Annotated in this window: 11 protein-coding genes; 7 read left to right on the top strand and 4 right to left on the bottom strand. The window is 68.8% G+C overall.

What is annotated here, in order from left to right:
• Both asnB and ABFX45_RS05365 read left to right on the top strand, forming a co-directional pair.
• Positions 1-1824 carry an asparagine synthase (glutamine-hydrolyzing) gene (gene asnB, locus ABFX45_RS05370; protein ID WP_346128072.1) on the top strand — a complete coding sequence of 608 codons (1824 nt, stop codon included), beginning with the start codon at positions 1-3 and terminating at the stop codon, positions 1822-1824.
• 7 nt (positions 1825-1831) lie between these two features.
• The gene (locus ABFX45_RS05365; RefSeq protein ID WP_109641751.1) at positions 1832-3079 is read left to right on the top strand and encodes an MFS transporter; all 1248 of its coding nucleotides are present in this window, start codon (positions 1832-1834) and stop codon (positions 3077-3079) included.
• A 12-nt stretch (positions 3080-3091) separates the two neighbouring features.
• Here ABFX45_RS05365 and ABFX45_RS05360 read toward each other — a convergent pair whose 3' ends face one another.
• The gene (locus ABFX45_RS05360; protein ID WP_346128069.1) at positions 3092-3934 is read right to left on the bottom strand and encodes a glycosyltransferase; all 843 of its coding nucleotides are present in this window, start codon (positions 3932-3934) and stop codon (positions 3092-3094) included.
• A 109-nt stretch (positions 3935-4043) separates the two neighbouring features.
• On the opposite strand from ABFX45_RS05360, the gene ABFX45_RS05355 reads away from it, so the two are divergent.
• Genes ABFX45_RS05355 through ABFX45_RS05345 form a run of 3 tightly spaced genes read left to right on the top strand, consistent with a single transcriptional unit; the run spans position 4044 to position 7692 of the window.
• On the top strand, positions 4044-5069 hold the full coding sequence (locus ABFX45_RS05355; RefSeq protein WP_233440230.1) for a glycosyltransferase: 1026 nt from the start codon (positions 4044-4046) through the stop codon (positions 5067-5069).
• Positions 5066-6502 carry a lipopolysaccharide biosynthesis protein gene (locus tag ABFX45_RS05350; RefSeq protein WP_109641801.1) on the top strand — a complete coding sequence of 479 codons (1437 nt, stop codon included), beginning with the start codon at positions 5066-5068 and terminating at the stop codon, positions 6500-6502. Before ABFX45_RS05355 ends, ABFX45_RS05350 begins: the two co-directional genes overlap by 4 nt.
• A complete protein-coding gene (locus tag ABFX45_RS05345; protein WP_112229359.1) occupies positions 6499-7692 on the top strand; it encodes a rhamnosyltransferase WsaF family glycosyltransferase in 1194 nt (397 codons plus the stop codon). Before ABFX45_RS05350 ends, ABFX45_RS05345 begins: the two co-directional genes overlap by 4 nt.
• On the opposite strand, the gene ABFX45_RS05340 is transcribed toward ABFX45_RS05345, so the two are convergent.
• On the bottom strand, positions 7685-8653 hold the full coding sequence (locus ABFX45_RS05340) for a TolB-like translocation protein (protein ID WP_109641759.1): 969 nt from the start codon (positions 8651-8653) through the stop codon (positions 7685-7687). The genes ABFX45_RS05345 and ABFX45_RS05340 overlap by 8 nt on opposite strands.
• Positions 8654-8790: 137 nt before the next feature.
• Here ABFX45_RS05340 and ABFX45_RS05335 point away from each other — a divergent pair, with 137 nt between their 5' ends.
• Together ABFX45_RS05335 and ABFX45_RS05330 are read left to right on the top strand one after the other, a co-directional pair.
• Positions 8791-9627 carry a YveK family protein gene (locus ABFX45_RS05335; protein ID WP_170155336.1) on the top strand — a complete coding sequence of 279 codons (837 nt, stop codon included), beginning with the start codon at positions 8791-8793 and terminating at the stop codon, positions 9625-9627.
• The gene (locus ABFX45_RS05330) at positions 9606-10937 is read left to right on the top strand and encodes an O-antigen ligase family protein (RefSeq protein ID WP_346128065.1); all 1332 of its coding nucleotides are present in this window, start codon (positions 9606-9608) and stop codon (positions 10935-10937) included. The genes ABFX45_RS05335 and ABFX45_RS05330 overlap by 22 nt, the downstream gene beginning before the upstream one ends.
• Here the strand turns inward: ABFX45_RS05330 and ABFX45_RS05325 are convergent.
• Complete coding sequence (locus tag ABFX45_RS05325) at positions 10915-11097, bottom strand: DUF397 domain-containing protein (protein WP_112229356.1); 183 nt, start codon at positions 11095-11097, stop codon at positions 10915-10917. The two genes, ABFX45_RS05330 and ABFX45_RS05325, sit on opposite strands and share 23 nt — an antisense overlap.
• The gene (locus ABFX45_RS05320; protein ID WP_346128063.1) at positions 11072-11923 is read right to left on the bottom strand and encodes a helix-turn-helix domain-containing protein; all 852 of its coding nucleotides are present in this window, start codon (positions 11921-11923) and stop codon (positions 11072-11074) included. Before ABFX45_RS05320 ends, ABFX45_RS05325 begins: the two co-directional genes overlap by 26 nt.
• Positions 11924-12445: the final 522 nt, after the last annotated feature.

Raw genomic sequence — 12445 nt, 5'->3', positions numbered from 1 at the left:
ATGTGCGGAATCGCAGGCGTCAGACGGTTCGACGGCGCGCCCGTCTCCCGTGAGCTGCTCGCCGAGATGGCGAAGCGGCTGCACCACCGCGGCCCGGACGACAACGGCTTCTGGTCCGACGGGCCGATCGGCTTCGCCCACACGCGGCTCTCGATCATCGACCTGGCCGGCTCACCGCAGCCGATGGCGGGAGCGTCGGGCACCACGCAGATCGCGTTCAACGGCGAGATCCTGAACTACCGGCAGCTGCGCACGGAGCTGTCCTATCCGTTCCGCACCAACGGTGACACCGAGGTGCTGCTCGCGATCTACGAACAGCACGGCGCGAAGGGCGTCGCCAAGCTGCGCGGCCAGTTCGCGTACGCCATCCACGACGCCAAGACCGGCGAGACGCACCTGTTCCGCGACCGGCTGGGCATCCTGCCGCTGTACTACTACGCGGACTCGTCGTTCTTCGCCTTCGCGTCCGAGATCAAGGCGCTGCTGCCCGCGATCGGCTCGGCCGACGTCGACCAGGAGTCACTGCACGACTACCTGGCGCACCGGTCGGTGCCCGCGCCCTACACGCTGCTGCGCGGCGTGCGGAAGGTGCCGCAGGGTCACCACCTCGTCGTGTCGGCCGACGGCTCCGTCCGGACCGAACCGTACTGGGAGCTGCCGCGCGAGTCGCGGATCCGTGCGGTGACGCCGGAAGAGGCCGTCCGGCTGGTCGACGAGGCGCTGACGGCCTCCGTGCGCGACGCGCTGGTCGCTGACGTGCCGGTCGGCGCGTACCTGTCCGGCGGCGTGGACTCGTCGTTGATCACCGCGCTGGTGGCCAGGGAACGCGACGGTGCCCCGCTGCACACGTTCTCCGCCGGCTTCGGCGACCCTCGCGTGGACGAGCTGCACTGGGCCGAGAAGGTGGCGGGCATCGTCGGCAGCCGGCACCACAGCGTGATCGTGACGGCCGACGACTTCCGCGACAGCTGGGCGAAGCTGTCCTGGCACCGCGACGCGCCGCTGTCCGAGCCCGCCGACGTAGCGGTGTTCCGGCTCGCCGAGCTGGCCCGCCGCGAGGTGAAGGTCGTGCTGTCCGGTGAGGGCAGCGACGAGCTCTTCGGCGGCTATCCCAAGTACCGCTTCGCCAACGCCACCCGGTACGCGGGCGTCCTGCCGTCCGCTGTCCTGCGGCGCTTCGAGAAGGCCCTCCCGGCGTCCAGGGCACGGCTGGGCATCGCGGTCCGCGCGATCGCCGAGCCCTCGTACGCCGAACGCATGCGGGGCTGGTTCGCGCCGTTCACGGTGGCGGAACGGGCCGCGCTGCTGGGCGGGCCCGCGACGAGGTCCGTGCTGGCGCCGTACGAGAACGGGCGCGGCGACGCGTTGCGCCGCATGCTCTACGCCGACTCGCACACCTGGCTCGCCGACAACCTCCTCGAACGCGGCGACCGCATGTCGATGGCCGCGTCGCTGGAGCTGCGCCCGCCGTTCCTCGACCACCGGGTGGCCGAGCTCGCGTTCTCGTTGCCCGGCAACGTGAAGGTGCGCCGCGGCACGACCAAGTGGGTCGTCAAGGAGGTCGCGCGCCAGCACCTGCCGGCCGACGTCGTCGACCGGCCGAAGTCGGGCTTCAAGGTGCCGCTCGACGCGTGGTTCCGCGACGGGTTGCGGGACATGGCCTACGACCTGCTGACCGGGCCCACGTCGTTCGTGGGCAAGACCTTCGACCGGGCGGCGGTCCGCGCGCTGCTCGACGACCACGACTCGGGTGACCGCAACGAGCAGCCGCGCATCTGGACGCTGTTGTCGCTCGAGGTGTGGCACCAGACCCTGAGCTGGTAGGCCCGCCGTGTACGTCGCCTCGTCCCGCCCCTCCAAGACCGACTTCCGCAAACGGTTGCCGGGCACCGTCTTCGCGCTGGGCACGGTCAGCCTGCTGACCGACATCTCGGCGGAGATGATCACCGCGTTCCTGCCGGTGTACCTGCTCTTCACGCTGCAGCTGGGCTACGCGCAGTTCGGTCTGCTGGACGGCATCTACACCGGCGCCACGGCGGTGCTGCGGCTGGTCGGCGGCGGCATCTCGGACAAGTTCCGCAAGCCCAAGGCCGTCGCGGCCGCGGGCTACGGGCTGTCGGCGGCGACGAAGGTGTTCTTCCCGCTGGTCGGCGCCTCACCGTTCGGCATCGGCGCGCTGATGGCCGCCGACCGGGCGGGCAAGGGCATCCGGACGGCGCCGCGCGACGCGATGATCTCACTGGCCACACCCGAGGACCGGCTGGGCGCGGCGTTCGGCGTGCACCGCAGCATGGACACGTTCGGCGCGCTCCTCGGGCCGCTGGTGACGTTCCTGCTGCTCGCCCAGATCGGCATGGTGCCGGGGCCGATCTTCGCGGTGTCCGCGGCGTTCGCGGTCATCGGCCTGATCGTGCTGATCTCGTTCGTGCGGGACACCCCTGCCAAGGAGAAGCCGAAGGGGCCGCGGCCGTCGTTCCGGGCGGGCCTCGACCTGCTGAACGACCGGCAGTTCCGCCGGACCACCATCTCCGCCGGTCTGCTGGGGCTCGCGACGGTGTCGGACGCGTTCGTCTACGTGCTGGTGCAGAAGGCCACGAACATCTCGCTCGGCTTCCTGCCCCTGCTCCCGCTCGGCACGGCGGTCGTCTTCCTCGCGGCCGCCACGCCGCTCGGGAAGCTCGCGGACCGGGCCGGCCGCTGGCGGATGTTCCTCGCCGGGCACGCACTGCTGCTGGGCGTGTACGCGCTGCTGTTCATCCCCGAGGGCGGGATGGTCGTCGCGGTGGTCGCGTTGGTGCTGCACGGACTCTTCTACGCGGCCACGGACGGCGTGCTGTCGGCGAAGGTGAGCGAGACGGCGCCGGAGTCGCTGCGGGCATCGGGGCTTTCCGTCGTGCAGACGGGCCAAGCGCTCGGGCGTCTCGTCTCGTCCGTCGTTTTTGGACTGCTGCTGCAGTACACGAGCTTCGGGACGGGCGTGACGGTGGCGCTCGCCGCACTCACCGTCACGCTGATCATCAGCGCTGTGTTGAACCAACGAGACCAGGTCCGCTTCCGCTCACGAGAAGAGCGCTCGTGAGCGGAAGCGGAATCAACCGCGAGCAGCCAGCTTCTGCTTGACGGCCTCGAAGCCGCCCTTGCCCAGCACCTTCATCGCCGCGTTCTTCGCGGCCACCCGGCCGGAGTCGCGCATGAACCGGATCGGCTGAGCCACCAGCCGGTCCTGCGCGACGGCCTTCAGGTCAGGCGATGCCACGTCGTCCAGCGAGTCACCGAACGACGCCCGGTACGGCTCCGGCGAGACCAGCCGGCCGCGTGTGCGGTTGGACACGTTGCCGCCGTGCACGACCTGCAGCCAGCCCGGCGCGCCGCCCAGTTCCACGACCGGGAAGTGCAGGTGCATGTGGTTGTGCCAGTGCGCCCAGCACGTGACGGGCTCGTCCCAGGTCTCGCGGACCGAGACGAAGGCGTTGTGCCGGTCCACCCGGTGGTACAGGCCGCCCGGCGACTTGATCAGACCGTTGACCAGGTAGTACGCCGCCGTGGTCGTCGGCCGCGGCGCCGCGCAGAGCCGTTCCACGAAGTCGACGGCCAGGCCGTCGTCGTTGTCCAGGTTCGTGGTGATGAGCTCGTCGCCGGTCTGGGAGTAGAGCGACCGGATGTCGGACCTAAGCTCTTCCCGCGACACCTCCGCGCGGTAAACGGGCGTGTACGCGTCACCGTGTCCGGCGATCTTGTCCTTGAGCCACTTCGGTGATTCGGGGTCGAAATAGATGAGCCACCGCGTCCGTTTGTCCGTCTGGGCGAGGACCGATGGCAGGCAGTAGCGCTCGAACAGCGCAACGCGCTCGGTCAGCCATCCTTCCTTCGCCCGCACGTAACTTTCGGCGCCCTTCGACGGCAGGTTGAAGCGCGTCAGGATGACGTGGTCCATGACTCCCCTTACTCCGGTCACCACTACATCGTCCGAACGGCACGAAACGTTGCGGCGCTAACGAAAACGGCGCCATACCGATAACCAGGTTGTGCCAACGCTTCCCACAGTGGACGTCGTGATCCCCTGTTACAACTACGCCCACTTCCTGCCGGTCTGTGTCCGCAGCGTTCTCGACCAGCCCGGTGTGGACGTGCGAGTGCTTGTGATCGACGACACGTCGTCGGACAACACCCCTGAGGTCATGGCCGAGCTGATGGCCGCCGACAAGCGCGTCGAGGGGTACCGGCACGAGGTGAACAAAGGGCACATCGCCACGTACAACGAGGGCCTGCTGGACTGGGCGAGCGCCGACTACACGGTGCTGCTGTCCGCGGACGACCTGCTGGCACCGGGAGCGTTGCAGCGCGCGGCCGCGGTCTTCGAGCAGAACCCGGACGTGGGCATGGTCTACGGGCGGGTCGTCTACTACAGCGACCACGACGCGTTGCCGAAGGTCACCCAGCTGCCGACGACGTCGAAGGTCTGGCGCGGCGAGGAGTGGATCGAGAACCGCTTCCGCAGCAGCCGCAACGTGATCTCCTCGCCGGAGGTCGTGGTGCGCACCAAGATCCAGCAGAAGGTCGGCGGCTACCGCGCCGATCTGCCGCACGCGGGCGACCTGGAGATGTGGCTGCGCATCGCGGCCGTGTCGGACATCGGGTACGTCAGCGGCAAGCCTGCCGCGTACTACCGGGTGCACGAGAACTCGATGATGCGCACGACGTTCAAGTCGGTGTTCGCCGACCTGGAACAGCGCCGTGACGTGTTCGACCTGGTGCTGGAGCAGAACCCCGGCCTGCCCGCGCGGCTGAAGCCGTTGGTGCGCAAGGCGATCGCGGGTGACGCGCTGTGGCGCGCGGTCCGGCTGCACGACCGCGACCAGCTCGACGGCACCGAGAAGGAGCTGCTCGGCTTCGCCCGCGAGACCTACCCCGCGCTGGAGGAGCTGCCGGAGTACCGGGCACTGCTGCGGCGCCGGAAGTTCAGCCCCTCGTTCCTCAGCCGCACCCAGCTGTTCCTCGCGCCCCACGCCTACAAGCGCGCCAAGCTGTGGGTCGGCACGCAGCGCTGGAAGTGGCGGGGCGAGTGGTGAGCACCCGGCAGCTCGAAGGCAAGGTCTCCTCCGCGATTCGGTGGAGTGCCGTCAACTCACTGTTGCAAAGGCTCGCCGCCGTCGGCTTCAGCATCCTGCTCGCCCGGCTGATCGCGCCCGAGCAGTTCGGTGTCTTCGCGGTCGCCCTGGTCGTGCTCAACATCGTGCTGAGCGTCTCCGAACTCGGCGTCAGCGCGGCGCTGGTCCGCACGAACGACCCGGTCGAGAAGATGGCGCCGACCGTCACGACGCTGTCGCTCGCGTCCGGCACGCTGCTGGCGCTGATCTGCGTGATCGGCGCGCCGTGGTTCTCGAACGCGATGGACACACCGGAGGCGACCGGCGTCATCCAGCTCATGTCGGTGGCCCTCGTCATCGCCGGCGCGACCGCGGTTCCTGGCGCGATGATGCAGCGGAACTTCCGGCAGGACCACAAGTTCTACGCCGACACGGCCGCGTTCGTGTGCGGCACCGCCGTCGCCGTCGTACTCGCGTTCATGGGCTTCGGCGCCTGGAGCCTCGCGTGGCAGCGGATCGTGCAGAACCTGGCCGCGGCGATCATCATGTTCTGGCTCACCAAGGACCGGTTCCGGCCGGGCTGGGACCCGGTGCAGGCACGGGCGCTGCTGGCGTTCGGCCTGCCGCTCGCCGGGTCGAGCCTGCTCATCTTCGGCGTGATGAACGTCGACTACATCGTGGTCGGCTCGCTGCTCGGCACCGTGCCGCTGGGCTTCTACCTGCTGGCGTTCAACCTGGCGAGCTGGCCGGTGTCGGCGTTCTCCGCCCCGGTGCGCAGCGTTTCCCTCGCCGCGTTCTCGAAGGTGCGTGAGGACCCCGAGCTGTTCCAGAAGTCGTTCGGGCGCGCGTTGGGCCTCCTGGCGCTCGTCACCGTGCCCGCGTGCGTGCTGCTGGCGGCTCTCGCCGAACCGCTCATCCGCGTCGTCTACGGCGAGCGCTGGGCACCCGCGGCGGCCGCGCTGGCGATGCTGGTGCTGCTCGGCGCGGTCCGGGTGGCGCTGGAGCTCGGCTACGACTACCTGGCCTCCGCCGGGCGGTCGCGGGCGATCCTGGTGATCCACCTGGTGTGGCTGGGCGCGCTGGTGCCGTTGCTGGCGCTGGGCGCGAAGCTCGACGGCATCCGCGGGGTCGCGGTGGCCCACGTGATCGTCGCGGTTCTGCTCATCGCGCCCGCGTACCTGATCGCGTTCAAGCCCTACGGCGTGCGCGCGGGTGCGTTGGGCGCCCGGCTGTTGCGGCCTTTCCTCGGTGGCGTGCTGATGGTCGCGGTCGTGCTCGCGGTGCGGAGCCTGATCGACGGTGAACTCCTGCAGATCCTCGTCGGCGGCACGCTGTCGTGCCTCGCCTACGTGCTCGTGGTGTTCCCGATGAGACACGAAATCCTTGGCGTGCTGCGGAAGAGAGCCGACGCGTGAGACGACTGAGACAGGTCACGAAGATCGTCCGCGAGCAGGGTGCCCGCCAGCTCGGCATCCGCGTCCTCAACGCGGCCACGCGCAAGCTCGGCGCCGAGGGCGAGGACCTGCCGGTGCGGCTGGAGGACGTCCGCAAGGCCGACGTCGAGTCGCGCAGGCCGGTGGTGATCCCGCCGATCCCGCAGGACGGCAAGCTCACGATCAACTGGGTGACCGCTCCCCCGTCCAGGGGATCCGGTGGCCACACCACGATGTTCCGCCTCATCCAGCACCTCGAGTCGCTCGGCCACGAGTGCCGGCTGTACCTGTACGAGACGTTCGGCAACACCGTCGCCGACCTCGAACCCGTGGTGCGCGACGCGTTCCCGTTCTTCAAAGGCCCGATCCACGACGTGACCGACGGCATGGCCGACGCCCACGCGGTGTTCGCGACGGCGTGGATCACCGCGTACCCGGCGTTCAACGACCCGTGCGCGGGCAAGAGGTTCTACCTCGTGCAGGACTACGAGCCGTGGTTCTACCCGTCCGGCGGCCTCTACGCGCTGGCGGAGAACACCTACCGGATGGGCATGCACGGCTTCACCGCCGGTCGGTTCCTCGCCGACAAGGTCCGCGACGAGCACGGCATGCCCGCCGACCACTTCGACTTCGGCTGCGACGCCGACCGGTACAAGCTCGGCGGCGAGAAGCGCGACGGCATCGTGTTCTACGCCCGGCGCAAGGCACCGCGGCGCGCGTTCGAGCTGGGTGTGCTGGCGCTCGAGGTGTTCGCCGAGAAGCACCCCGACGTGAAGATCCACGTCTACGGCGAGAAGATCGGGCAGCTGGGGCCGCAGTTCGTCGACCACGGCCTGGTCACGCCCGACGACCTGAACGCCATCTACAACCGTTGCTTCGCCGGGTTGTCACTGTCGATGACCAACGTGTCACTCGTTCCGCACGAGATGCTCGCGGCCGGCTGCATTCCCGTGGTGAACGACGCGCACTTCAACCGCGTGGTCCTGGACAACGACCACGTCCGGTACGCGGCACCCACCCCGCACTCACTGGCGCGTGCGCTGTCCGAAGTGGTCACATCGCCGGACTTCGACGCGATCGCCCGCGCGGCCGCGTCCAGTGTGGAGGGACGTTCCTGGGATGCGGCAGGCCATGAGCTCGAAAAGGTGCTCCGCCGCGAACTCGCTACATGACGGGCGACGGCGAAGTGGCGTCCGGGATCAGGACTTTCGCGGGCTGCGAGCCGTCGGCAGGGGTGACGTGAACCGCGGGCAGCTTGGCGTCCCTGGGCACCGCGGCGAACGCGAGCTCAGTCTCGCTCAGCCACGTCGCCTGGTCGTCGATTCCTGCTGTGCCGGGCAGCCGCTTCTCCGTGTTCGTGGCGAGGTCCAGCACCGCCAGGTCCCACGGCCCGAGACGGCCGATGCGCTTCTTGTAGGCGACCTTCGTGCCGTCCGGGGACAGCGATGGACACTCGGCGTCGCGGCGCAGCGACGTGACGGTCTTGGCGGCGAGATCGCCCTTGACCAGCCACGTGAAGCCACCGCTGGCCAGCGTCGCGTAGAAGGTCCTGTCGTCGGAGCCGACGGTCAGGCCCCAGTAGTTGATGTCACGCGCTGTGAGCGGGGCACCCTCCACAGTGGCGGCGAAGTGCTCCAGCGACTCGGCGGTCTCGCCGGTGCGGACGTCGTAGAAGCCGGTGCGGGTGGAGAACCCGCCGGGCACCGAGTACGAGTCGCCGGTGACGAAACTGGTCCAGGACACCACGTTCCCGGACCGGGACACCTTCGCGCGGCTCGGGATGCCGGGCAGCGCGACGGTCTTCACGACCTTGCCGTCGCGGCTGATCTCGGCGGCGTAGGACGGACCGGGACCGGCGAGCTTGAGGCACGCGCTCGTGCCGCCGGCGACGTAAAACCGCTGGCAGGCGAGCTCGGTCGAGGTGCGGGCACCCCCGCCGGCGAGCTTCTCGACGCGGTTCTGCCCACCGGCGAGGTCGACGAACAGCAGATCACCGGTCTTGGCCTGCGAGACGTGCTCGGCGTTGGCGGCCGGCTCGTTCGCCTCGGTGGCGGCTGTGACGACATACGCCGCTGTCCCGCCGATGACCACGAGAATGGCCGCGACGGTCACGGTCAGTCGTCGTACACGCATGCTGCCTCCTGGATTCCTCTTCTTCATCGTCGTACGGCTACGGCCTGTAACAGTTGGCAGCTCACCACGATTTTCCAGGCAGGCGATACCCTACAAACATTGCGTTCGCAAGACCGAGCCGCGGATCGGGGATTTTGATGGATTTCTGGGGAACCGTACGAGTGCTGCGGCGGCGGTGGTACATAGCCCTGCCCGCGGTGCTGCTCACCGGTGTCCTCGCCCTGTACGTCTACATCACCGTGCCGACGCGGTACGAGTCGAGCGGCGTGCTGGTCCTCACCTCCCCCGCGGCGGGCGGCCGGTACTCGGAGAAGACCAAGCCCGAGGACGTCGTCAAGGTCAACCCGCTGCTGCAGTTCGACGGCAGCCTCACGACCACCGCGCAGATCCTGACCCAGATCCTCGGCGACCCGAAGACGGCGGAGGAGCTGGCGGGCAAGGGTTCCACGGCGACCTACACCGCGAACACCGGCCCCGTCGGCGGCCCGCTGCTGTTCGTCTCGACCGAGGCGGATTCGGCGGAGGCGGCCGAGGGCCTGGTCGGCAAGGTGCTCGACAAGACCGTGGCCGAGCTCGCCTCGCAGCAGAAGGCGCTGAACGCGCCCGAGCAGACGTTCATCACGGCGCAGATCCTGGTGAAGCCGACGACGGCCTCGGCCAAGATCGGGGGCAAGGTCCGGTACGTGGGCGCGGCGACGGTCGTGCTCCTGTTGCTGACGATCGCCTCGACGTTCGCCGCCGACTCGATCCTGCTGAAGATCAAGCGCCGCAAGGAAGGCGGGGCACCGTCCGGGAAGGACGCTCCCGCAGCGCCGCCGCCCTCGCACGCTCCCCCGGCCCGGCCGCAGCCGCAGGGCAACGGCGGGCACCCGCACCGGCCCCCGGCCCAGGCCGTGCCCAACGCGCACCAGAAGACGGTCATCATCCCCGCGCCCAAGCCACCGAACCCGGCATGGCCGACCAAAGACGACTGACCGAGCAGCGTGCCGACGGCGCCACCCTGCTGATCTTCTACGTCCTGGCCCTCCTCGTCGTCCCGGCCAGGTTCACCATCGCGTTCGTCCCGATCACGTTGCCGCCGGCGTTGTTCGTGGCGCTGTGCCTCGCGGTGGTGTGGTTCGCCGCGCACCTCGTCGACCACCTGGCGATGGCCAAGGGCCGAAACGCGGTGCGCACCCTGCTCGCGGCGTACGTGGTCCTGCATCTCACGACCTACGCCATCGCCACGCGCCGCTACCTGCCGGCCGACGAGCTGTCGGTGTCGGACTCGGCCCTGGTCCGGATCGTGGCGATGGCGGCACTCGCGGTGTTCGTGTGCGACGCGGTGCGCACCGGCGAACGACTCGGCCGCCTGCTGCGGGTGATGGTGGGCTGCCTGACGTTCGGCGCGTTCATCGGCCTGATCCAGTTCGGCCTGGGCGTCGACCTCGCGTCGTACGTGACCCTGCCCGGCCTGCGCGTGCAGGACAACGGCTACTCGGCGCTGGAGTCGCGGTCGATCTTCTTCCGCCCGGCGGGCACGGTGAACCACCCCATCGAGTTCGGCCTGGTGTGCGTCCTGGGCGTACCGTTCGCCGCGCACTTCGTCTTCCAGGCGCGTGACCGGGGCGAGCCGCAGGGCCGCTGGTGGTTCGCGCTCTCGCTGCTCAGCCTGATGGCGATCCTGTCGCTGTCCCGCACCGCGATCATCGGCCTCGTGGTGACGGGCATCGTGCTCGGCCTGCTGCTCCCCCGCCGGCGAGGCCTGCCCCTGCTGGGCGTGGGCGCGGTGTTCCTGGGCGGCGCGGCGGCCGTGGTGCCGGGCCTGTTCGGAACGGTGACGTCGATGTTCTCCAACATCGAGGACGACCCGTCGTTCCAGGGCCGCACCAAGGACTACGACGGCGCGTGGCTGGAGATCGCCAAACACCCGTGGCTGGGCCGCGGCTTCGGCACGTTCCTGCCGTCGAAGTACACGATCCTCGACAACCAGTACCTGCTGACGATGATCGAGAACGGCTATCTGGGCCTGCTGGCCTTCGTGCTGCTGTTCCTCGGCGGCATCTTCGCGGCGCTGCGGGCTCGCGCGCTCTCGAAGGACGAGAACATCCGCGGCATCGCCGTGTGCCTGGTCGGCGCGATGCTGACGTCGGCGCTGGGGGCCGCGACGTTCGACTCGCTCAGCTTCAGCGTGGCGACCGGGCTGACGTTCCTGCTGATAGGCGCTTCCGGTGCGTTGCTGCGGACAGCCAGACAGGAGGCCGCCGTCAGGACGGCTCCGGTCAGCGGGAGCCCAGCCAGCTGACCAGGTCGCGCCACGCCGGGGCGGAGAACGCGAGAACAGCGCCGCTCGCGTTCTTCGAGTCCCGTACCAGGGCGTTGCCGGCGAGCGACACCTCGACGCAATCGGTGTTGCCGTTGCCGTGGCTGCGACTGCTTTTACGCCAGGTCCGTTCCGTGGTCATGAGGGTCCTCTCGCAGTCCGCTGACGTACTCCGCCAGCTTGCTCCGAGATTGTTCCTCATCCAAGGCAACGGCATCTAGTCGCTCGAACAGCCTCCTGCTCTGCTCGACAGCGGCGCTGTCCTGGGCGAACACCTGAACCATGTCGGTCTCCGTGTAGGCCACCGGTGGCGCCTTCTCGAACTCGTAGATCGTGCATTTCGACTGGAAGGCGGCAGCCTTGACGTCCGCCGGCACGACCCGCAGTACGTGGGTGTTGAAGAGCAAGCGCAGGTACTGGTCCTCTACGGTCTTCGCATCACCCAGCAGCATCTGCAGGGCGAGTTCATGGATGTAGAACACGCACTCGGGGCGGTTCGGGCGCCGCATGACCGCCTGTCGTTCCATGCGGATCTGGACGAACTTCTCCACTTCAGCCTCGTCGTGCCATCTGGTCTCCATGATCAACGTTCGTGCGTATTTCTCCGTCTGCATGAGGCCGTTCACGGTCAGGACGTCGTAGGCCGTGATCTTTTTGGCCATCGACTCCGTCATCGCGAGCGTGCGGAGGTTGTCGGAGACCTGGGCGAAGTACGGGTCGAAGGCGTTGTGGTACCTGTTGCGGAACTCGTGGAAGTAGTCGAGGTCCTTGCCGCAGGCCGTGAGGAACTGGACGAGATCGATCTCGCTGGCGCGCGCTTTGCCGTGCTCGATGTTCGAGACTTTGCTTGGATCCCAGCCAAGGTGGATCGCGAAGGCGCGGCCGTTGAGATTGGTGCACGTCTCGCGCAGCAGCCGCAGTTCGTCGCCGAGGTCCCGGCTGTAGGCGGTGGAGGTGGTCGCGGTCATGCGCCCGACGCTATGCCTTGGTTTTACTCCACGGTACCGGCTCGTTCGGGTGAAACGCAGCGGGTTCTGCGGATGCGTGCGGTGCGTGGGTTGGGCGGCGGTTGCGTTGGGGCGGCACGGCTTCGCCTTACGCCGACCCGGCACATGCCCTCCTGCGTCGGGCGTGCGCCGGACCGAATTTCTGTGGTCGCCGTGCGTAGGTTGTTGCTGGGCGTGGACCTGGTGCGTGCGACGGGCGCCGGTTGCGCAGGTGGTTGCTGGGCGCGTGTTGCGTACTAGAGAGAGTGTGCGCGCACGGTGCCATAGGGCGCTGACCTGCACGTTCACCCGATTGTGGAATGGGGCGTGTCATGCGAACCGTGTAAGTCAGAGGTGTACCAAGATCGACGCGCCGCATTGGCGGTCGGAGGGGGCACCGAGTGACACAGGACACATCGTCTCGTCAGGGAGATGAGGCGGCAGCGCGGCGGCTCGCGGGGGCGTTCGCGCCCGAGGCGATCGACGCGTTGCTGAAAGACGCCA

Origin of the sequence: Lentzea roselyniae, from assembly GCF_039537795.1 — a bacterium.
GTDB lineage: Bacteria > Actinomycetota > Actinomycetes > Mycobacteriales > Pseudonocardiaceae > Lentzea > Lentzea atacamensis.
Note: the sequence above shows the minus strand (reverse complement) of the source record. Positions and strands in the feature narration are given on the sequence as shown.